The sequence below is a fragment of the Flavobacterium johnsoniae genome (assembly GCF_001879205.1).
In the GTDB taxonomy this organism is placed as follows: Bacteria; Bacteroidota; Bacteroidia; order Flavobacteriales; family Flavobacteriaceae; genus Flavobacterium; species Flavobacterium johnsoniae_A.
Map to the genome: position 1 here is coordinate 76,821 of NZ_MLFK01000001.1, position 20,883 is coordinate 97,703.

Consider the following 20,883-nt stretch of genomic DNA (forward strand, 5'->3'; position numbering starts at 1 on the left):
ACTATTTTCGGGGAAAGTAAACTGATATGTTGCGGTCCCCGTTTTTTTATTTTATTATACTTCTTTTTCTCTTTTCCTGTAAGGAAAAGAAAACCATTAGCACTAATAACGAATCTATACGAAAAGAGGCACTTACTTTAAGAAATAAAGGAATTCAAAATTCCGAAAAACAAAATTTCAATACCGCTTTTTATGAATTCAATAAATCAAAAATACTCTATGAAACTTTAAAAGACAGTGCCAATATAGGTTATATACTTATTGAAATGGCATGTATTCAACAAGTCAATGGAGACTATTACGGTAGTAAAGAAACAGTTACTGAAGCACTGCCTTATGTTAAAAAGAATAAACAATATATAGCAAGTATAAACAATAGATTAGGGATTGCTGACAAAGAATTATCTCTTTATAACGATGCCATTTTTTACTATAAAGAAGCTGTTAAAGGCTATACAGCAGACCCTGTTGGAAAACAAATGGCCTTAAATAATATTGCAGTTGTTTATATTCAACAAAAAAAATATGATAAGGCAATCGCTTTATTAGAATCCTTATTGACCAAAAATTTGCTGCAGGAGAAAACGTTAGTATCTAAAAAATCTTTAATTATAGATAATCTTGGTTATGCTTATTTTAAGAAAGGAATGGATGAAAAAGGATTGCATTTAATGAATGAAGGACTGCAAATAAGACAAGAAATTAAAGATACTTATGGAAGCATAGAAAGTTATCTGCACCTTGCTGATTATTATGCTAAAAAAAACCTTCAAAAATCAGACGAAAACGCCCTATTAGCTTACAATACAGCCACAAAACTAAATAGTGTTGATGAAAGATTAGAGGCACTCCAAATTTTAATTTCGAATAACCATAGTGCCCAGGACAGCAGATATGTCCAAAAGTATTTTACTTTAAATGACAGCATCATTAAGGTTAGAAATAACTTCAAAAACAAATTTGCTAAAATTAAATATGATGCTAAAAAAGAAAAAGACGAGAATGCAAAACTTCGTTTAGAAAAAGCAGAAAATCTATTAGCACTTCAAAAAGCTAAATACCTGCGAATTGTATTTGTAATCGTTTTTATCTTTCTAGTCATTTTGATAGCCATCTTAATACGTTATTTTAAAAATAAAAACAAAGCTATAGAGTTTAAAACTTCATATAATACTGAAACTCGTATTGCTAAAAAAATCCATGACGAACTGGCAAACGACGTATTTCATGTGATTGCTTTTGCCGAATCTCAGCCTTTATCTACCGAAAGCACCAAAGAGAATCTACTTCAAAAATTAGATGATATTTATGGTCGTGTGAGAGGAATCTCTAAAGAAAATAATAGAATTGATACCGGAATAACTTTTACCAAAAGCATAAAAGAAATGCTGTCCACTTATAATACCAGAGAAAGAAATATCATGGTTACTAATTTAGAAAGCATAAACTGGGAAAATATCGATGATGTTAAAAAGATTGCCATCAGCCGAATTCTACAGGAATTAATGGTGAATATGAAGAAACACAGTAAGGCAAATCTTGTGGTAATCAAATTTGACAGCGATCAAAAATCAATCTTAATAAATTACACAGACAATGGCCAAGGGTGCGAGAAAGCGAATATGGTAAAAAATGGACTTCAAAATATGGAAAGCCGTATTCAGGCAGTGAAAGGAACTATCGATTTTGATACAGAACCTGATAAAGGTTTTAGAGCAAAACTTACTATGCCTAAATAAATTAAAATATAAAGCCTTTCAAGAATACTCTCGAAAGGCTTTTCTTCAAAAAACAAGTAATATTATAACCTCTTCAGCTTATAATGTTTCGTTTAAAACGGCAACCGCTTCTTTCCAGTTATTTACCCTTAAATGATGCGTTTGGTTGATATTATGAAAGGCTGTAAACATAATAGGTTTACCCATGCAATAATCCAGATTTTTACAATGATCATCGATTAAATAATCGGTATTGATAATTCTTTTACTGCCGCACAAAACAATATTTTCCCATTTAATAAAAGGAAAATGTTCTCCAAGCCAAGCCACTTTTTCTCCAAGCGAAATTGGGAACTCTGTTGCTGCCGAAACAATAAAGATTTCAAAATTCTTTTGAAGTTCACGCAGACTTTCAACAGCATGGGGCATTACCGGCAGGGTTCTAAAAAAATTGCCTTTATTTAAAATACCGTGCAAAAGCTCTCTTTCTTTAAAAGCTTCTTCTTCACTTAATCCCTGAATACTTTCTTTGGACAGACTTGTCCCGTATGCTTTATTATAATGTTCAATTAATTGGGTTTCTATATCGGCTAGTACCCCATCCATATCAACTGCAATGGTTTTCTTTCTCATGGTTAAATTTATTTTGCGGTAAAATTATGCAAAAATTGCACAATATTGCAATTTTTAACTTATTTTTGCAATGTAAAACCGCAAATAAAAATGAAAAAGGAAGAACGTCAAAAAACTATTTTAGACTATTTATCTAAAGAACACCGTGTTACTTCGATAGAATTAAGCGAGTATCTAAGTGTTTCTGAAGATACTATTCGCAGGGATTTAAAAGAACTTTCAGATCAGGGACTTTTAAAAGCAGTTCGCGGCGGTGCGGTTGCTCCTTCTCCTATTCCATTGCATTACAGAAAAAGAGAAAAACACGATATTGAAAGCAAAAAAATTATTGCCCAAAAAGCAATTTCTTATTTAAAAGACGGTCAGGTTGTATTTATTGACGGAGGGACAACTTCACTGGCTTTAGTAGCAAGTTTTCCTCATGATTTAAAAATAACCGTTATTACAAACAGTTTTCCGGTTGCGGTACTAATCGAAGATTTACCCAATATTGATTTAATTTTTGCCGGCGGAAAAATGTGCAAAACTTCTTTTGCAACTTCGAGTATTGAAACGATTGATTTCTTTAGAAATTTCAGAGCAGACATCTTCATTTTAGGAATCTGCAGTATTCATCATGAACGCGGTATTACGGGAATTTTATACGACGATTCTATGCTGAAAAAGAATATGATTCAGAACTCCAATTTTGTTATTGCCTTAAGTTCTATCGAAAAGGTTGAAACTGCCGAATCTTATTTTGTCTGCCCTTTAAAAGATATCGATGTATTAGTTACTAATGTTTCTCCCGAAGATGAAATCCTGAAAGTTTATAAAAATACCGGTTTAACTATTCTTTAATTCCCGGAAATAAAAAAGCCTTCCAGAATTTTTCCTGAAAGGCTTTTAATATTATATTATTCTATTACACCGCTTTCTAAAATGCTGAAAGTTTTATTTACAGAATCTATTTCTGCCAAAGCACCAAACGGCATAGTAAATGTTGGGCAGGTATGACCAAAATCCATTTCGGTAATAATGGGAAGATCTGTTAAATTTTCTTCTTTTATAATTTTAAGTATCTCATCATTATATTCTTGGGCATATTTCGCATCATACGGACGGCCGAAAATAATTCCTTTTACACGATGCAAAATACCCTGAGCAGCATAATTTCTAAGCCAATACTTCAACACCCTTGGCTCTACTTTACTTTCGGAGGTTTCTAAGAATAAAATACAATCATTCCATTCTTCCGCTGACGGCCATAATTCTGTACCTTTCAAAAATTCTAATACGTCTAAACAGCCTCCTATTAATTTTCCCTGCACTTTCTCTTTTCCCTGCAAAAAGTTCCATCCCTTTGATGGTGTCATAGTTCTTTTTGTATTGGATAATGAAGTATCAAACCAATCCAGATATTCGGATGTCCAACCCTGACTTGGAAGTATTTCTCCCGAAGGTTTTGCAGAAAACAACATTCTCTTAATATCTTCAATTTGGTAATCGTGCATACCGCAATTCTCGGCAAATCCTACTAAGACTGAAGTGCCGTAAAAAGAAGTCAATCCTGCTTTTAAACAAGCAAAATGGGTTATTGTAGAATCTGAAAAACCTAAAAATATTTTCGGGTTTTGTCTTATAATGTTTAAATCTAAAAAGGGCAGAATTCTAACACTGTCTTCTCCTCCAATATTACTAATAATCGCTTTGATGGAGTCATCCAAAAATGCTTCCATTAAATCTTCGGCACGCGCTTTGGGATTGTTATAAATCCAATCTGCGGGTTTCAAAGCATTTCTCGTTTCTACAACTTCCAGTCCAAACACTTCCTGAAGCTGTTTTTTTCCGAATTCATATCTGTGCGGTAATTCTCCGGCACCTCCCCACGAGAGCGATATTACCGCAACTTTATCACCTCGCTTTAATGCTTTTGGTTTAATAAGACTCTTCATAAAATAACTTTTGAAATACAAATATAAAGAAGTTCATCCGTTTCATCTTAAACTGAAAAAGCCTTTCAAGATTACTCTCAAAAGGCTTTTTCGCTACAAATTAACAGGCAATATTATTTCCATCCGCCGCCCAGGTCTCTATAAACATGAACTGCAGCATTTAATTGTTCTTTCTTAGTATCTATTAATTCAAGTTTAGCTTCTAATGCATCTCTCTGTGTCATCAAAACTTCAAAATAATCTACTCTTGCCGATTTGAACAAATCATTCGAAACATCAATTGATCTGTTTAAAGCATCAACCTGTTGTGATTTTAAATCGTAGCCTTTTTGAAGGTTTTCTATTTTAGAAAGCTGCGTTGAAACTTCTAAATAAGCATTTAAAATAGTTTTATCATAATTATACAATGCCTGAAGCTGTCTTGCATTGGCACTGGAAAATTCTGCTTTTATTGCATTTCTATTGATAAGCGGTGCTGCAATATCTCCGGCTAATGAATATAGAATTGATTCAGGAAATGTAAACAAATAAGATGGTTTAAAAGCCTGAACTCCAAAAGCTGCCGAAATATCCAATGAAGGATAAAATTCTGCACGAGCTACTTTTACATCTAGTTTAGCAGCAACTAATTCTAATTCTGCCTGTTTCACGTCAGGACGATTGATTAGCAATTGAGATGGAATACCAGAATTTACGGCCGCCGGAAGCAAATCTGTAAAATTGGTTTTATCTCTTTTAATATCCTGCGGATAACGTCCTAACAAAAAGTTGATTTTGTTTTCGTTTTCTTTAATTTTCTGCAAAATATCAAACTCTAAACTTTTTGAAGTTAAAACCTCAGCCTGAAATTTCTGAACGCCAAGTTCTGTTGCTCTTGCTGCTTGTTTTTGAATTTTTACAATTTCTAAAGCATTAGACTGTAAAGTAATAGTTTGTTTTACAATATCCAGCTGACTGTCCAGAGCCAATAATTCATAATAAGAATCGGCGATTTCAGCGATTAAATTGGTTACAACAAAGTTTTTACCCTCAACCGTAGCTAAATAACGGTTTACGGCAGCTTTTTTAGAATTGCGTAATTTTTTCCAGATATCTACTTCCCAGTTTGCATAAGCGGCAATGGTATAATCCGGTAGTGGGTCCGGGGTTTCGATTCCAGGCTTAATCTCTGTTGTGGCATCACCGGCACCTTGACTTGTATAGCGTCCTACTTTTTCAATTCCCGCACCGGCACGAACTCCAACTGTTGGCAATAAAGCACCTTTACGAACTCTGATATCATTCTTTGCTATTTCAATTTCCTGCAAAGTCATATTTAGTTCCTGATTGTTTTTCAGCGCAATATCAATCAACTCTACCAGGTTTTGATCTTTAAAGAAATCTTTCCATTTTAGAGCAGAAGTATTGGTTGTGTCCTGAGATTTTACATTTCCAAATGCTTCAGGAACAGGAGCACTTGTACTTGCTGTTTCAGCTGCAGGAGCTTTACATCCTGCCACGGCAAGACATAAGCCCAATGCAATACTGTACTGATATAATTTAACTTTATACATGATTGTTATCAATTTCTTCTGTTAATGGATTCTCTTCTTCATGTTTTACCAGTTTGTGTTTTTCTGCGATTTTAGCAAAAATGAAATACAAGCCCGGAATTACAAATACACCGCAGATGGTTCCTATAAGCATACCTCCTGCTGCTGCTGTACCAATTGTTCTGTTACCAATTTTACCAGGGCCCGTTGCAAATGCAAGCGGTAATAATCCGGCGATAAAGGCAAATGAAGTCATTAAGATAGGACGGAACCTTGCTTTTGCGCCTTCCATTGCTGCTTCTAAAACTGACTTACCTGCTGCGTGTCTTTGTATGGCAAATTCTACAATCAATACGGCATTTTTACCCAATAAACCAATAAGCATTACCATGGCAACCTGAGCATAAATGTTATTTTCTAATCCTGTTAGTTTTAATAAAAGGAAAGCTCCAAAAATACCAGCCGGTAATGAAAGAATTACAGATAATGGCAGAATAAAACTCTCATATTGAGCAGCTAATACCAGGTAAACGAATCCTAAACAAATTAAGAACACCCAAATCGCCTGATTACCCTGAGCAACCTCATCGGCAGAAATACCTGCCCAGTCAATGTCATATCCTCTTGGTAATTTTTCAGCCGCTATTTTCTGAATTACTTTAATCGCGGTACCAGAACTATAACCTGCGGCCGGAGAACCACTGATTTGAGTTGAGGTGTACATGTTATGACGTGTAATTTCTGAAAGTCCGTACACTTTTTCCAATTTCATAAAAGCAGAAAAAGGCACCATTTCATCACGATCATTTTTTACGTATAATTTTAAGATATCATCCGGCTGTGCTCGATATTCTGGTGAAGCCTGAACGATTACTTTATAGTTAATACCGAATTTAATAAAACTGATTTCGTAATTACTTCCCACAAGAGTTGACAAAGTATTCATGGCATTTTCGATAGAAACACCTTTTTGCTGTGCCAGGTCATTGTCGACTTTCATCATGTACTGAGGGAAACTAGAGCTGTAAAAACTAAATACGTTTGATAATTCCGGCTGTTTGTTTAATTCAGCAACAAAATCGTTATTTACCTGTTCCATTCTCTTATAATCAACAGAACCGGTTTTATCTAATAAACGAAGTTCAAATCCTCCGGCAGCACCATATCCAGGTACAGCAGGCGGTTGGAAGAACTCGATATTCGCTCCCGTAATATCTTTACATTTTTCCTCCATTTCATGCATAATTTCAACAACAGATTCTTTTCGGTCGCTCCAGTCTCTCAGGTTCACCAAACAAGTACCTGAGTTAGCTCCTGTACCTTCAGATAAAATCTCATAACCTGCTAATGAAGAAACTGATTTTACCCCATCGATATCTTCTGCGATTTTTTGAACTCTCTCTGCAATATTATTGGTTCTTTCTAAAGATGAACCCGGAGGAGTTTGAATTACAGCATAAAACATTCCCTGATCCTCATTAGGAATAAATCCTGAAGGAACAGAACTGCTTATTAACCACGTTCCGGCACAGAAACCAAGAAGCGCTACAATAGTCACAACTCTTCTGTCAACAATTTTACCTAATAGATTTTGATATTTACCTTGCGCTAAATTGAATTTTTCGTTGAAAGCATCTATAAATCTATTCGCTGGTGTTTTCTTTTTAGGCTGACTGTGATTGTTCTTTAGCATCATTGCACAAAGCGCCGGTGTCAATGTCAAAGCCACAATACCAGAAAGGATAATCGCAGTTGCCATAGTTACAGAGAACTGTCTGTAAAATACCCCAACCGGACCAGACATAAACGCAACCGGGATAAATACCGCCGCCATTAAGAATGTAATTGCAATAATTGCTCCTGCAATCTCATGCATTGCTTTTTTAGTCGCTTTAAACGGCGAGAGATGTTCTTCTTCCATCTTGGCGTGTACAGCTTCGATCACTACAATAGCATCATCGACGACGACTCCAATTGCCAATACTAAAGCAAATAACGTAATCAAGTTCAATGAAATATCAAAGAATGTCATGAACACAAAGGTTCCCACTAACGATACCGGTACCGCAATTGCCGGAATAACTGTAGAACGCCAGTCTCCTAAGAAAAGGAATACGACTAACCCTACCAGAATAAATGCTTCGACCAAAGTGTGAATTACTTTTTCGATAGAAGCATCTAGGAATTTAGAAACGTCATACGAAATTTCGTAATCCATTCCTTTTGGAAATCTCTGCTTAATTTTTTCCAGTTTTGCTTTTACTTCTTCAATAACCTGATTCGCGTTACTTCCAAAAGATTGTTTTAATACAATCGCGGCAGATGGTCTTCCATTCAAATTAGAATAGATATCGTACATCGAGCTTCCAAATTCAACTTTGGCAACATCTTTCAAACGCAAAAGTTCTCCGTTCGGATTTGCTTTTACTACAATGTTCTCGTATTGCTCTTTTGTTGTAAAACGTCCGGAATATTTCAATACATATTCAAATGCCTGAGAACGTTTACCAGAACTTTCTCCCGTTTTACCCGGAGAAGCCTCCAAACTCTGACTAGATAATGCTTCCATTATTTCATCGGCAGAAATTTTATAAGCCAGCATACGATCAGGTTTCAACCAAATACGCATGGCATATTCACGTGTTCCTAAGATATCTCCAGAACCAATACCATTTACCCTTTTTAATTCAGAAAGTACGTTGATATCAGCATAGTTATACAAGAACTTCATGTCAGTATTTTTGTCTGTACTGTAAAGATTCACGTACATCAACATACTCGGTACTTCTCGGGTAATTTTGATACCCTCTCTAATTACCAGTGGAGGTAACTTATTGGTAACCGAAGCCACACGGTTCTGAACGTTGATCGCGGCCTGATTTGGATCTGTTCCTAAGTTAAAAACTACTTTAATTGTAGCTTCACCATCATTTCCGGCATCAGAAGCCATATATTTCATTCCCGGTACTCCATTTAAGGCTCTTTCCAAAGGAATAACCACTGCCTTAACCATCAACTCACCGTTAGATCCAGGATAATCTGCAGTAACGTTCACCATTGGCGGCGAAATTGTAGGGAATTGTGTAATTGGCAAATTCAATACAGACAAAACCCCTAAAAAGACAATTATCAGCGATATTACTATCGACAATACTGGTCTTTGAATAAATTTATTAAACATTTTTATATTTTTTTAATGATTAAACTTATTTGAAGTTTAAAAGTGTTTCTGATTTCTGGTTGTTCAGCACGAAACTTAAAACCTGAAACTTGAAACTATTAAACAAAAACCTATTCTGCTTTTAAGCGCAGGTTATTGATTACCTTTTTAGGAGATTCAAATTCGTATTTAATTTTGTCGTTTTCTTTTACTTTCTGAACACCTTCAAGTAAGATTTTATCACCTTCATTCAGTCCGGTTTTTATCACATATAAATCAGGGATTTCACCTGTAATTGTGATTTCTCTAGAGCTTACTTTATCATTTTTATCCACTATAAAAACATATTTTTTATCCTGAATTTCGTAAGTCGCTTTTTGCGGAATTACAATAGCGTTTTTAAGCGGCACGATCATTTGCACCTGCCCGGTTTCACCGTTTCTAAGTAATTTTCCTGAATTTGGGAATCTTGCTCTAAAAGCAATATTTCCTGTTTCATTATTAAATTCACTTTCTATAACTTCTACGTTTCCTTTTTCTTTAAAAGTATCTCCATTCGCCAGAACCAAGCTTACTTTATTGTCAGCACGGTCTTTCACGTCTGTTTGGTATTGTAAATATTCAGGTTCTGATACGTTGAAATAAGCAAACATCTGACTGTTGTCTGAAAGACTTGTCAATAATTCGCCTTCATCGATAAGACTTCCTAATTTCAAAGGAATTCTGTCGATTGTTCCGTCAAACGGAGCTCTGATTTCGGTAAATGATAAATGAAGTTTTGCCAATGCAACTTCGGCTTTTGCAGATTGTAGTTTTGCCTGAGCTACACTTAATTCATTTTTAGAAACGATATTTTTATCAGCCAGTAATTTTGAATTTTGCAATTCAATTTCTACTGATTTTTGTTCAGACTGCGCTTTAAGTAATTCGGCCTGATACATGTTTGGCATAATTTTGAACAACAATTGGCCTTTATGCACAAATTGTCCTTCATCAACATAAATGTTTTGTAAAAACCCTTTTTCCTGGGCACGGATCTCGATATTTCGAACAGATTTAATCTGCGAAACATATTCTTTTGTAAATGAAGTGTCAATTCTAATCGGATTTGTAACCGTGAATTTTTCTGCTTCTTCTTTCTCTTCTTTTTTAGATGTACAGCTAGTTAAGCACACTAAGGCCATAAAGCCTGTGAACAAGATAATTCTTTTCATGATTTAGTTTGGAAATTAAGCGATTGAATGCTTTGGAATAAAGATTCCTTTTTTGGATGATTAAATGCATCAGCCAGCCTTAGTCAGACCTTAACTTTCATATAAGAAGAAGTAAAAAAATAAATATACATCAACGAGATATGCAGATCACGACAAGGTAACCGATGTATACTTTAAAATCAAATTCTTAATACTCGTTGAGTAATATAGATAGGATTTGAATGCCCAAAGAAAGGCGTAGAAATTTTTAAACGATTGGAATCATTCGCTGCAGACTGATCTGAAAGTGCCAGATACAAAGTGTCTACCAAACTATACGAAGCAGCAAAAAACTTATTCGTAAGTAAATTGGTATCATCGTTGCCCACAAGGTCTTCCTCTAAATCAATATCGGCATCTTCAATAATTGAAGTTCCACGATCATGATTGGTGAATTTAACTCTATGTTTTTGTGCAAGATGATGATTATGAGAAAAAGTATTCGCATTAAGATATTGGCCTCCGCCCAGCAGAAGCAAATTCATGAATACTAGAAATACTATTAACTTTCTCATTTGGGTGCGAAAGTAGTAAAAGTATTAAAACAAAAAAAGAATTTTTAACAAGGTTTAACAGTTATATAAAACGAAAACGTTTTCATTCATTTAATATTCAACTATTTTATTAAAAAACTTACGTTTTACGAGAACAAAATTTATACAACTCTACAAATCAACTACTTACAAATATTATTAAAAAAGAACAATTTCCATTATAGTAAACTCCTGCTCTGCTTTGCTAAAAGTTTTAAAAGTATCTTTCATACCAAATTTCTCATAAAATGATTTTTTATTGCTTCTGGCATTGCACCAAACTTTGTTTATATTCTTTTCTTTTGCAAACTTCAGGATATATTTTAGAAGATGCGAAGCAATTCCTTTTCCCTGATATTCTGCTAAAGTTGCCAGTTTTCTAAACTGCATTTCCTGACCTTCGATAAAGCATGAAACTATCGAAACTAACTTATCGTTTTCAAAAATTCCAAAATGAAATCCGGAATTATCCTCTTCTAACTTTACAAATTCAAAAGGGTGGTCCGGCCACATTACTTCATGCCTGATCTGCCAGGTTTCTGAGGCTTGAATTTCTTTAATTTCCATTTTTATTATTTTTTCGGGTTGTTTCAAAAGTAATGCATTTCATTTTCAATTAAAAAACCTAAAATATTTAACTATACATATTTACAAAAAATAAAAGAAGATAAATCTTTCATTTTTAAGCTTTTATATTTATTTTTATATCATCTAAAAACAAATAACTGCATTATGAAAAAATTCTTGCTTGTCTCTTTTTTATGTATTTGTACGAACGGATTTGCACAATTAATTCAAATTGGTCCTCAAATTTCTACCAATATTACTTCTGTAAATACAAACAATTTTAGCTCAGATCATACCAATTCCGGAATTGGCTTTGCGGCATTTGCCCGCGTTAATCTTTTACTTTTTTATGCGCAAGGCGAATTTGGTTATGCGAAATCAAATTTCAGTGTGTATCAAAATGGTGTTGGTGAAACTGAATTTAAGTTAGCAGGAACAGATGCCACATTAATTGCAGGATATAAGCTTATTCCGCTTGGCAAAGTGGGAAATGTACGCCTATTGGTGGGATATAACTGGAAAAATTATTCCGATATTAAAACCAGTAATAATCTAAATTATATCGCATTAGAAAAAAACAATCACAGCGTATTGGGAGGCGTTGGGGTAGATGTCTGGAAATTTACTTTTGATATTAGATATCTTGCCGGACTAATTGATATTGATAGTTCCAGCGGAGAAATAAAAACCGGAATTACTAATTTTTCACTTGGTTTTAAATTTTTATAAAAATTATATCAAAAAAAGGAATCTAAAATTAGATTCCTTTTTTGATAAATATATTTGTTTGTAAGTTTATAGCTCCTTTTTATAATAAACTTCCTGATTATCTTGTGTAATTTTTTCGACTCCGTTTTGTCCTTTTCTGGCAATATTAATTATATGCAAAACTTTAGATTTATCGTCGATACTGCAATTCCATACTGAGCCATCTGATAAAATAATAGCTGAATATAACGAATCTGATTTGTCCATATTATAGTAAACTAAATCTTCTGTTTTTATTAGTTTTCTAACTTTAGTTTTACGATCCTGCTCATAGAACAAAATTTTATTATCGTTTACTTCTATTACTTCATCTACTTCTTTATTCTTAAAATTTTCATTTCCATTAACCGTCCATATTGGCTTATCGCCTGTCATTAACCACGTTCCGTTAACTCTTTCTAAAATTTCTTTTCTTAAAATTTCTTTCAAAGTATCCACTTTTTTGATAGCCTCCTGCCCTATTTCATTTTCTGGTTTAATTCTGGAAGCAATTGAAAATTGATCTAAAGCGTTTACAAAATCTGATTTTTTGTAATAAGAAACAGCTAATTCGTATTTGTTTTTCTGAAACTTGGTTTTAGCATCATTTTGTGCTGCAATCTTTAGCGAAAACAGCAAAATAATAAGAATTAAATAATTTTTCATTGGGTTTTGAGTGTTTTTTTATTTTTTGCAAACGTATTAAATTTTTCTTACAAAAACTATTTTGCAATTTAGTTTAAAAAAAACCGCTCCTTTAAAAAGAGCGGTTTCTGTAACAGTTATTTATAAAAAGAAAAAAAACTTATTTTGAAAATGAATTTAAAATATTCAGAGCTTTTTCAGTATCTTTTTTATTTACAAAAATATGATCGTGATAAAATGCAGCAACTACATTACAGCTTATCTCATGATCTGAAAGCGCTTTAGAAAAAGCTGCCGTTAATCCAACTGCTTCCAGTGAAGAATGTACCGAAAGAGTTATCCACGACATTATAACAGAATAATCCAGATTCAGTTTTTGAGCGATTTCTTTTTTCAGTATCAGCGTAATGGCTTCTTCTTCCCTAAAAATCATGTCTATATTATCTAAATCGAGATTTTCTAATTTTTCTACTTTACAAAAAACATAATCACCAGATTTGTGTTGAGGTTTCATGCTTTTAAGTAATATCTGTAAATCTTTTTCTCCTGACATTTTATTTATTTTTAATCAATTACTTGTAAGCTTTTCTAATTTTGCTTTTGTTTCAGCGAAGTTTTTATCGAGAACCAGAGCCTTTTCATAGTTCGCAATTGCATTTTTCTTATCTCCACCGGCTTCGTAAAAATCGCCAAGCGAATCATACACATTGGGACTTTGAGGATAATTAGCCGCATTCATCTTGAATAAATAACCGGCCAATTCTATATCTTTTTTACCCAGAGACTGATATCCATAGGCATTTATTGTATTTTCGGGTATACTGACTTTATACCCTAAATGCTTCGAAACCTCATCAAAATGTTTTTCCATTTTAGACAAAACAGCTTTATCAAAATTAATTTTTTCCGGTATTGAAAGCTGGAGTTTATTGAACTTAAATAAAAAACGCAATCCATCGTATGTGGCAATTAAGGGTACAGAACCATGATCGTCTTTATCATAATATTTGTATTCGTAATTTAAATTGCTTTTTTTATTCTGTTTTAAGAAATCATTTAAGTTCAGAATAGATCGTATATGTCTCGTAAAAACGGTTGTATCTCTTCTAACTTTTACAATATTCATATTATCATCCATTGTATTAGCGGCGGCTAAAAACAAAGAAATCCCTGTTAGATTTTTAGCTGCGAGCTTTTTTGTAGTTTCTTTTAAAAACTGATCATGATCCCACCACATACTTGGATCGATAGCAATGTAAGAATTGAACAGAGAAGTATGATTGGTTAAAATATTCATAACCGTTAATCCTCCAAAAGAATGTCCTATTAATGTTTTATACGGTGCCGTTGGGTATTTAGCATCAATATATGGTATTAATTCTTTTTCTAAAAAGGCAGTAAATTTTTCTCCCCCGCCTGATTGTTCGCTTAGCCCCTTAGGAACAAATGGAGGATCAACATCTGAATGTGTTGGCGTTAAATCACGGTTTCTGTTTGTATTTGTAATCCCTACTACAATCATTTCAGGGCAATTTGTATTTCCGTTTATTTCACTTAATTCTTCGATTATTCCCACAACCGAACTAAAATGAGCATCTCCGTCTAATACATAAACTACAGGATATTTTTGTTTTGCAAACCCGGTATTTTTAGCACTTCTAGGAAGATGCACCCAGATTTTACGGCTCTCGCCTAAAACTTTTGAAGAAATACTGTCAATTGTTCCTATTTCAATTTTTGAATTATTCTGTGCAAATCCAAAATTAAAAAGTATAAAAAAAACAAATACCACTGTTTTTCTTTTACTAAAAATATTCTGTAAACTTATTTCCATAATCGATTTGTTTATTTTATATAATAAAAATCAGCTTCCCCACACATTGTTTGCAGGCGTAGCATCTAGAAAAATCCCTCCATCAGCAGTAACTTTTTTAATTTGCTTTTTACTGTTAATTGTAACTACTGCTGTTTTTTGATTTTTTTCCCAGATTGCCGGCGTTTGATGTAATGTTTCTGTCGTATTATCTCCATAAACCACAATCAGATCAAACGGAATTGCAAAACCACCTGCATTTGCAATAGAAATAGTATTTTTTGAAACTTCTTTTATAGAAATATCAATGTAATTATTGGTAAAAAACCAGTTATTAAAAAACCAATTCAGATTTTTACCTGAGCCCATGTTCATCGAATTAAAATAATCCCATGGAATTGGGTGTTTACCATTCCAGGTATTCATATAATGGTGGAGTGCTTTTTTAAACAAATCATCTCCCAGCATATCTTTTAAAGCTAAATAAGAAAGTGACGCTTTTCCGTAAGAGTTGTTTCCGTAACCTGCGCCGGAAACTTGTGTAGACATTGAAATTATAGGCTGATCTTCTTCTGTTGACAAATCGTTGATATAATTTTCTACTCTAAATTTTTTATAAAAGTCATCGGCGGCTTTTTTTCCGTGTTCAGCAATTCCAATTAAGTATTCAAAAGTTGTAGCCCAGCCTTCGTCCATAAAAGCATAGCGTGTTTCGTTGATTCCCATAAAAAACGGAAAATAAGTATGTGCTACTTCGTGATCCTGAACCAATTGTGCAAATATAGGATCTCCCATTTGCGAATCGTTACACATCATTGGGTATTCCATATCAGCGAAACCCTGAAAAGCTGTCATTTTTGAAAATGGATACGGAATTCCCGGCCAGTTATTCGAGAACCAATCTAACGCAAACTGGTTGTTCTTAACCGAATTTACAAAATCAGTTCCTTTAACATCATACGCCGCCTGAACACTCGCGCGGCGATTTGTTTTTTTATCTACCAAAACACTGCTCGCATCCCATAAATAATGATCGCTTAGCCCAAAGCAGACATCTGAAATATTGTTTGCTTCAAATTTCCAGATATTCCAGTCGTTTTGTTTGGTTACTGCACCGCTTTTCATTTCCTTCTCGTTTGCAACATGCAGAATCTCATCTGTAGAATATGATTTTTTAAGGCGTGCTGCAAACTCCGGCTGTAAAACTTCATCAGGATTTAAGAAATCTCCAGTTGCATAAACCACGTAATTTTTAGGTGCCTTTACAGAATAAGTATAATCATTAAAATCATTGTAAAATTCCTGACGATCTGTGTGCGGTAATTTATCCCATCCATTATAATCATCAAAAACAGAAACACGAGGATAACTGTATGCCACAAAAAAAGTAGTTTCATCAATTTGTCCTTCTCTGCCGCTTTCTTTAGACAAAGGATAATTCCAATCGATATTAATTGTTGCTTTAGAATGAGGTGCAATTGCTTTTTTCAATTTTACAATTCCCACGGTTCCCCAGCTTCTGGCATCTTCTTTATAAATTTCATTATCAACTTTTAACGTTGTAATCGTTAAGCCGCTGCTTAAAAAGTCATCGCTTACATTCCCGCTTCTTGGCGAAGATGGTTTATGCAGATTATTTACAAATCGAATAACCAGGTTATCTAACGAGTTATTACTGTTGTTTTCATAAACAATGGTTTCTGTTCCGCTTACCATTTTTGTTTTAGCATCAACGGTAATATCCATCGTATATTTTCCGTGATTCTGCCAATAGTTTTTGCCGGGTTTCCCATCTTTAGAACGAGTTCCTTTTTCGTATGCCTCTTTTATATTTCTAGGCATATATAGTTCTTGTGCAAAACCTGTGTGCGTCAAAAACAAAAATGCAATAAATGTAAATTGAAATAATCTTTTTTTCATAAGCTGGTTTTTGGTTTGATAAATTTTAACTATTTATAATAAGACCTCTTTTTTAAAATAATGTTACAAAACTTTATAAAATTACAATTTAAAAAAAGCCTGGCATCTCAGAATCCCAAAATCTTAGCGGCATAAAAAGAAAAAACCGCCCATTTCAAAAAGAAAAAGGCGGTACCTACAATTAATATATAACCTTGATACTACAAAATATAATCGGTATTTATAAAATTTGATTCTTTGCTGTTTAGCAATTCCTGCAGAATTTCATTGTTATAAGCGATATCTTTTGAAGCGACAAACGTACGAATTGAGAAAGAGCGCAAAGCATCTGGAATACTTAATGTTCCTACTGCAGAATCTTTACGACCTGTAAAAGGGAAAGCATCCGGACCTCTTTGGCAAGAGCTGTTTAAGTTCACTCGGCAGACTAAGTTTACCAGAGCATCGATAAGCGGTGCCAGAGTTTTAATGTCTTTTCCGAATAAACTCACCTGCTGTCCGTAATTAGATTCAGCCATATCTTCTAATGGTTCCTGAATATCTTTAAACGAAATAATTGGCACCACCGGTCCAAATTGTTCTTCGTGATACACACGCATTTTGCTGTTTACCGGATATAAAACTGCGGGAAAAATATAATTTTCTGTGTGTTTTCCTCCTTTTTGATTTAGAACTTCTGCTCCTTTGCTTGTTGCATCGTCAATTAATCCCTGAATGTAATTTGGTTTTTCAGTTTCCGGAAGCGGTGTTAAAGCCACTCCCTTTTCCCACGGATTTCCAAATTGTAAGGCATCTACTTTTTCAGAGAATCTTCTGTTGAATTCTTCTGCAATTGATTCATGAACGTATAAAACTTTTAAAGCCGTACAACGCTGTCCGTTGAAAGATAAAGTTCCTGTTATACATTCCTGGATAGCCAAATCCAAATCGGCATCCGGAAGAATAATCGCCGGGTTTTTAGCTTCAAGACCTAAAATCAAACGAAGTCTGTTTTTATTTGGATGCTGATCCTGTAAAGCAATCGCCGATTTACTGTTTCCAATTAATGCCAAAACATCAATTTTACCGGATTTCATAATTGGAGAAGCTACTTCGCGTCCGCGTCCGTAAACGATATTTATAACTCCTTTAGGAAAACTGCTTCTGAAAGCTTCCAGCAATGGCGAAATACATAAAACACCATGTTTAGCCGGTTTGAAAATAACGGTATTTCCCATTATCAAAGCCGGGATCAGCAATGAAAAAGTTTCATTTAAGGGATAATTGTAAGGCCCAAGACACAAAACCACTCCAAGCGGTCCGCGGCGTATCATGGCGTTTACACCCTGTACTTTTTCAAAATGCGAACTGCGCCCGTTTAATTCTTTATAACTGGCAATAGTGTCATAAATGTATTCTACGGTTCTGTCAAATTCTTTTTGAGAATCCCCTAATGATTTCCCAATTTCCCACATTAAATACTTCACGACTTCTTCGCGGGTTTCTTTCATTTGTTTAACGAAATTCTCCATGCATTTAATACGGTCAGCCACTTTCATTGTCGGCCATAAACCCTGTCCTTTATCATAGGCATTATTTGCTGCTTCAACAACTTCCGCTGCTTCGGCTTCGGCCATAAAGGGAATAGAACCTAATAAGGTAGGCGCATATTTTTCTGTAGAAGAAATAGTCGAAAATACAGGTGTGGTCTGCCCTGTCCACTTTTTTAACTCTCCATTTACAAGGTAGGTATCTTGGTTTATAAGGGTTTTAATTTCAAATTCTTCGGGTATTAAACTCATAATCTGGTAATTTTAGTTTGGTTATTAATAGTGCTTTAATGAAAAAAGAGGCTTTTTTTGCCTCTTCTTCTTTTTTATGGTTGTACGGTTTCGCCTTCCCAATCCAGTATACCACCAAGCAGATTATAGGCATTTTCTATACCTAACTCATTCATAATCTGACATGCTTTAGCACTTCTGGCTCCAGAACGACAATACACATAATAGTTTTTATTTTTATCTAATTCTTCTATTTCATAAATAAAACCCTGGCCTTTATTGATATCAATGTTTAAAGCATTTTCAATGTAGCCGTCATTAAATTCGTCTTCAGTTCTTACGTCCAGTATAACTGCATTCTCGTCAGCAGCAAGCTGATTAACCCAATCTTCTTGTGATAAATTCATAATATGTGTTTTTTGTAAAATTACGACGTTTCTATTAATTAAAAACGTACCAAATGCGATTTCGATTATTATTCTCAGAAAACGTTTTAGAGAAACTATTATAATCAGTGATTTACAAATTTACTTACTATTTTTAAAAATATAGTCTGCAAAATCGATAGAAAATAGGATTTTTTCATTTACATAAAATTCATCCTAAATATAGTTTTCTGACAATTAATGCGAGCACAATCTATTATCTTTGTAAAGAATTATAATATTTGATTTCTTTTTGATAAAATATCACGCTATGATTTACACAAACTTCAGAAACGTATTTAAGTAAATTCGTGTAATTCATGGCAAAAAAATACAATACATGCAAAATTCATTAAAAACCATCTTTCCTAATTTTTCCAGCGAACTAATTGCTACTATTGAAGAAAACGGAAGCCATCAGGATTTCGAAGCCGGCACCATTTTAATGCGTACCGGACAGTACATTAAAAATACCGTTTTGATAACCAAAGGAAAAATTAAAATTTATCGTGAAGGCGAAGATGGAGGCGAATTTTTAATGTATTATCTACAGCCCGGACAAGCCTGCGCCATTTCGATGATCTGCACCGCAAAAAGTGAAAAAAGCCAGATTATGGCAAAAGTTGTCGAAGATGTTTCGGTTATGATGATTCCGCTGCAAATGATGGACAAATGGATGATGGAACACAGATCATGGTACGAGTTTGTAATAGAAACCTACAGAAGCCGTTTTGAAGAAGTTCTGGAAGTTGTCGATAATATCGCTTTCCGTTCTATGGACGAACGCTTGGAATTTTACCTAAAAAGACATTCTGATGCCTGCGGCTGTTCTGAAGTTAATCTTTCACATCAGGAAATCGCAATTGAATTAAACACTTCAAGAGAAGTTGTTTCGAGATTATTAAAAAAAATGGAACAGCGAGGCCTCGTAAAACTCAACCGAAACCAGATTGAATTACTAAAATGATATTGCCCACGGATTTTACAGATAAAACGAGTTTACGCTATTTTTCTTTGTGTCACAGATTAAAAGATTTACAAAAGATTGTTTTGTCAAATTGAGCGAAGTCAAAATACTTTGCGGGTTGTCGACACATAGATATGTTTGTTGATGAAAAGTGAAACGTCTTTTTTAGAGTTAGTAAAACTATGTATCTATGCATTTAAAATATAACGCCCAGAACCTTTAACAATCCGCGACAACCCGTTTCATCCGCAAAATCCGCGGGCGAAAATTCCCCACTCAAAAAAACATTTGTATGTGATAAATGTTACTGTAAGTTTCTAATTTACGGGGCAACTTTGCATCAAAATAAATGCAATGGAATATTTAGGATATTTTGCCTCAATCATTATCGGAATTTCACTGGGATTAATTGGCGGGGGCGGATCGATATTGACAATTCCAATTCTAGTGTATTTATTTAAAGTAAACCCGGAGCAGGCTACTTCTTATTCCTTATTTATTGTGGGATTAACAGCTTTGTTTGGCAGTTATAGTCACTATAAAATGGGAAACTTAAAACTGAAATCAGCTTTATATTTTGCCATTCCGTCTGTGATTTCGATTCTGATAATCCGCGAAGTTATTTTTCCGCAGATTGCTTCTACCCTATTTTCTATTGCATCATATTCCGTTTCAAAAGATTTTCTAATCATGATTGTCTTTTCGATCTTAATGATAACTGCCGCAATTTCAATGATTAAAAAAAATCAACCCGAAATAAAAAGCTGCGAAACGAATTACATCCAATTAAGCCTGATCGGATTTATCGTCGGAATTGTAACAGGGTTTCTGGGAGCCGGCGGTGGTTTTTTGATAATTCCGGCGCTCTTGTTTTTTGCCAATTTACCTATGAAACAAGCCGTTGGAACATCCTTATTAATTATCACCATTAATTCTTCGATAGGTTTTGGAGGCGATTTATACATTGGAACACCCATCAATTATACATTCTTATTAGGCGTTTCTGGAATGGCACTTCTGGGAATGTTTATCGGAAGCCAGCTTTCTAAAAAAATAGACGGTACAAAATTAAAACCGCTTTTTGGCTGGTTTGTTTTGGTAATGGGATTTTATATAATTACAAAAGAGGTTTTGTTTTAATTCGAATTTAGTTTCACTTGTAGAGTAATCTTTGCCAAAGTTTTAAATTTTGGCAAAGATGAAACTAAAAAATCCGCTTATTTTTTTTGGGGAACAAGCGGATTTGTATTTAAATTAAACTTTTCTACTATTCTAA

Annotated in this window: 18 protein-coding genes; 5 read left to right on the forward strand and 13 right to left on the reverse strand. The window is 34.1% G+C overall.

Annotated features, from left to right (window positions below; all coding sequences use genetic code 11):
• Window positions 1–26 precede the first annotated feature (26 nt).
• Window positions 27–1,739 (forward strand): tetratricopeptide repeat-containing sensor histidine kinase, encoded by a 1,713-nt coding sequence (locus BKM63_RS00310; RefSeq protein WP_071634679.1) that lies wholly within the window; start codon window positions 27–29, stop codon window positions 1,737–1,739.
• Between the two features lie 78 nt (window positions 1,740–1,817).
• Here the strand turns inward: BKM63_RS00310 and BKM63_RS00315 are convergent, their stop codons facing one another.
• Window positions 1,818–2,351, reverse strand: coding sequence for a 5' nucleotidase, NT5C type (locus tag BKM63_RS00315; protein WP_071634681.1), 534 nt, complete (start codon window positions 2,349–2,351; stop codon window positions 1,818–1,820).
• Window positions 2,352–2,441: 90 nt separating this feature from the next.
• Between BKM63_RS00315 and BKM63_RS00320 the strand changes: the two genes are divergently transcribed.
• Window positions 2,442–3,191 carry a DeoR/GlpR family DNA-binding transcription regulator gene (locus BKM63_RS00320; protein ID WP_071634683.1) on the forward strand — a complete coding sequence of 250 codons (750 nt, stop codon included), beginning with the start codon at window positions 2,442–2,444 and terminating at the stop codon, window positions 3,189–3,191.
• A 56-nt stretch (window positions 3,192–3,247) separates the two neighbouring features.
• Here the strand turns inward: BKM63_RS00320 and BKM63_RS00325 are convergent, their stop codons facing one another.
• The 6 genes from BKM63_RS00325 to BKM63_RS00350 all read right to left on the reverse strand — a co-directional run bounded on the left by BKM63_RS00325 (window position 3,248) and on the right by BKM63_RS00350 (window position 11,330).
• Window positions 3,248–4,285 carry a S66 family peptidase gene (locus BKM63_RS00325; protein WP_071634685.1) on the reverse strand — a complete coding sequence of 346 codons (1,038 nt, stop codon included), beginning with the start codon at window positions 4,283–4,285 and terminating at the stop codon, window positions 3,248–3,250.
• Between the two features lie 113 nt (window positions 4,286–4,398).
• Window positions 4,399–5,838, reverse strand: coding sequence for a TolC family protein (locus BKM63_RS00330; protein ID WP_071634687.1), 1,440 nt, complete (start codon window positions 5,836–5,838; stop codon window positions 4,399–4,401).
• Window positions 5,831–8,998, reverse strand: coding sequence for an efflux RND transporter permease subunit (locus tag BKM63_RS00335; RefSeq protein WP_071634689.1), 3,168 nt, complete (start codon window positions 8,996–8,998; stop codon window positions 5,831–5,833). Before BKM63_RS00335 ends, BKM63_RS00330 begins: the two co-directional genes overlap by 8 nt.
• 110 nt (window positions 8,999–9,108) lie before the next feature.
• On the reverse strand, window positions 9,109–10,191 hold the full coding sequence (locus BKM63_RS00340) for an efflux RND transporter periplasmic adaptor subunit (RefSeq protein WP_071634691.1): 1,083 nt from the start codon (window positions 10,189–10,191) through the stop codon (window positions 9,109–9,111).
• A gap of 179 nt (window positions 10,192–10,370) precedes the next feature.
• Complete coding sequence (locus BKM63_RS00345; protein WP_071634693.1) at window positions 10,371–10,745, reverse strand: hypothetical protein; 375 nt, start codon at window positions 10,743–10,745, stop codon at window positions 10,371–10,373.
• Window positions 10,746–10,922: 177 nt separating this feature from the next.
• Window positions 10,923–11,330, reverse strand: coding sequence for a GNAT family N-acetyltransferase (locus BKM63_RS00350; protein WP_071634695.1), 408 nt, complete (start codon window positions 11,328–11,330; stop codon window positions 10,923–10,925).
• Window positions 11,331–11,495: 165 nt separating this feature from the next.
• Here BKM63_RS00350 and BKM63_RS00355 point away from each other — a divergent pair, with 165 nt between their 5' ends.
• Entirely contained in the window at window positions 11,496–12,059 is a 564-nt protein-coding gene (locus BKM63_RS00355; RefSeq protein ID WP_071634697.1) for an outer membrane beta-barrel protein, read from the forward strand.
• A 66-nt stretch (window positions 12,060–12,125) separates the two neighbouring features.
• Here the strand turns inward: BKM63_RS00355 and BKM63_RS00360 are convergent, their stop codons facing one another.
• From BKM63_RS00360 to BKM63_RS00385, 6 genes are all read right to left on the reverse strand, one after another.
• Window positions 12,126–12,743, reverse strand: a complete 618-nt coding sequence (locus tag BKM63_RS00360; protein WP_071634699.1) for a hypothetical protein — start codon at window positions 12,741–12,743, stop codon at window positions 12,126–12,128.
• A 139-nt stretch (window positions 12,744–12,882) separates the two neighbouring features.
• Entirely contained in the window at window positions 12,883–13,275 is a 393-nt protein-coding gene (locus BKM63_RS00365) for an ACT domain-containing protein (RefSeq protein WP_071634701.1), read from the reverse strand.
• 15 nt (window positions 13,276–13,290) lie between these two features.
• Window positions 13,291–14,556: an alpha/beta hydrolase-fold protein gene (locus BKM63_RS00370; protein ID WP_071634703.1), complete on the reverse strand. Its 1,266-nt coding sequence runs from the start codon at window positions 14,554–14,556 to the stop codon at window positions 13,291–13,293.
• A 30-nt stretch (window positions 14,557–14,586) separates the two neighbouring features.
• A complete protein-coding gene (locus BKM63_RS00375) occupies window positions 14,587–16,455 on the reverse strand; it encodes a M1 family metallopeptidase (protein ID WP_071634705.1) in 1,869 nt (622 codons plus the stop codon).
• Window positions 16,456–16,655: 200 nt separating this feature from the next.
• Complete coding sequence (locus BKM63_RS00380; protein ID WP_071634707.1) at window positions 16,656–18,236, reverse strand: NADP-dependent glyceraldehyde-3-phosphate dehydrogenase; 1,581 nt, start codon at window positions 18,234–18,236, stop codon at window positions 16,656–16,658.
• 74 nt (window positions 18,237–18,310) lie between these two features.
• Window positions 18,311–18,622, reverse strand: a complete 312-nt coding sequence (locus BKM63_RS00385) for a rhodanese-like domain-containing protein (RefSeq protein WP_071634709.1) — start codon at window positions 18,620–18,622, stop codon at window positions 18,311–18,313.
• A 358-nt stretch (window positions 18,623–18,980) separates the two neighbouring features.
• Here BKM63_RS00385 and BKM63_RS00390 point away from each other — a divergent pair, with 358 nt between their 5' ends.
• Window positions 18,981–19,607: a Crp/Fnr family transcriptional regulator gene (locus BKM63_RS00390; protein ID WP_071634710.1), complete on the forward strand. Its 627-nt coding sequence runs from the start codon at window positions 18,981–18,983 to the stop codon at window positions 19,605–19,607.
• Window positions 19,608–19,961: 354 nt separating this feature from the next.
• Window positions 19,962–20,747, forward strand: a complete 786-nt coding sequence (locus BKM63_RS00395; protein WP_071634712.1) for a sulfite exporter TauE/SafE family protein — start codon at window positions 19,962–19,964, stop codon at window positions 20,745–20,747.
• Window positions 20,748–20,883: the final 136 nt, after the last annotated feature.

Bases quoted from the DNA above. Each gene is read 5' to 3' on its own strand.
- BKM63_RS00320 (WP_071634683.1), top strand. From the start codon at position 2,442: ATGAAAAAGGAAGAACGTCAAAAAACTATTTTAGACTATTTATCTAAA.
- BKM63_RS00390 (WP_071634710.1), top strand. From the start codon at position 18,981: ATGCAAAATTCATTAAAAACCATCTTTCCTAATTTTTCCAGCGAACTA.
- BKM63_RS00395 (WP_071634712.1), top strand. From the start codon at position 19,962: ATGGAATATTTAGGATATTTTGCCTCAATCATTATCGGAATTTCACTG.
- BKM63_RS00370 (WP_071634703.1), bottom strand. From the start codon at position 14,556: ATGGAAATAAGTTTACAGAATATTTTTAGTAAAAGAAAAACAGTGGTA.
- BKM63_RS00375 (WP_071634705.1), bottom strand. From the start codon at position 16,455: ATGAAAAAAAGATTATTTCAATTTACATTTATTGCATTTTTGTTTTTG.
- BKM63_RS00310 (WP_071634679.1), top strand. From the start codon at position 27: ATGTTGCGGTCCCCGTTTTTTTATTTTATTATACTTCTTTTTCTCTTT.
- BKM63_RS00385 (WP_071634709.1), bottom strand. From the start codon at position 18,622: ATGAATTTATCACAAGAAGATTGGGTTAATCAGCTTGCTGCTGACGAG.
- BKM63_RS00345 (WP_071634693.1), bottom strand. From the start codon at position 10,745: ATGAGAAAGTTAATAGTATTTCTAGTATTCATGAATTTGCTTCTGCTG.
- BKM63_RS00380 (WP_071634707.1), bottom strand. From the start codon at position 18,236: ATGAGTTTAATACCCGAAGAATTTGAAATTAAAACCCTTATAAACCAA.
- BKM63_RS00340 (WP_071634691.1), bottom strand. From the start codon at position 10,191: ATGAAAAGAATTATCTTGTTCACAGGCTTTATGGCCTTAGTGTGCTTA.
- BKM63_RS00365 (WP_071634701.1), bottom strand. From the start codon at position 13,275: ATGTCAGGAGAAAAAGATTTACAGATATTACTTAAAAGCATGAAACCT.
- BKM63_RS00325 (WP_071634685.1), bottom strand. From the start codon at position 4,285: ATGAAGAGTCTTATTAAACCAAAAGCATTAAAGCGAGGTGATAAAGTT.
- BKM63_RS00330 (WP_071634687.1), bottom strand. From the start codon at position 5,838: ATGTATAAAGTTAAATTATATCAGTACAGTATTGCATTGGGCTTATGT.
- BKM63_RS00315 (WP_071634681.1), bottom strand. From the start codon at position 2,351: ATGAGAAAGAAAACCATTGCAGTTGATATGGATGGGGTACTAGCCGAT.
- BKM63_RS00360 (WP_071634699.1), bottom strand. From the start codon at position 12,743: ATGAAAAATTATTTAATTCTTATTATTTTGCTGTTTTCGCTAAAGATT.
- BKM63_RS00335 (WP_071634689.1), bottom strand. From the start codon at position 8,998: ATGTTTAATAAATTTATTCAAAGACCAGTATTGTCGATAGTAATATCG.
- BKM63_RS00355 (WP_071634697.1), top strand. From the start codon at position 11,496: ATGAAAAAATTCTTGCTTGTCTCTTTTTTATGTATTTGTACGAACGGA.
- BKM63_RS00350 (WP_071634695.1), bottom strand. From the start codon at position 11,330: ATGGAAATTAAAGAAATTCAAGCCTCAGAAACCTGGCAGATCAGGCAT.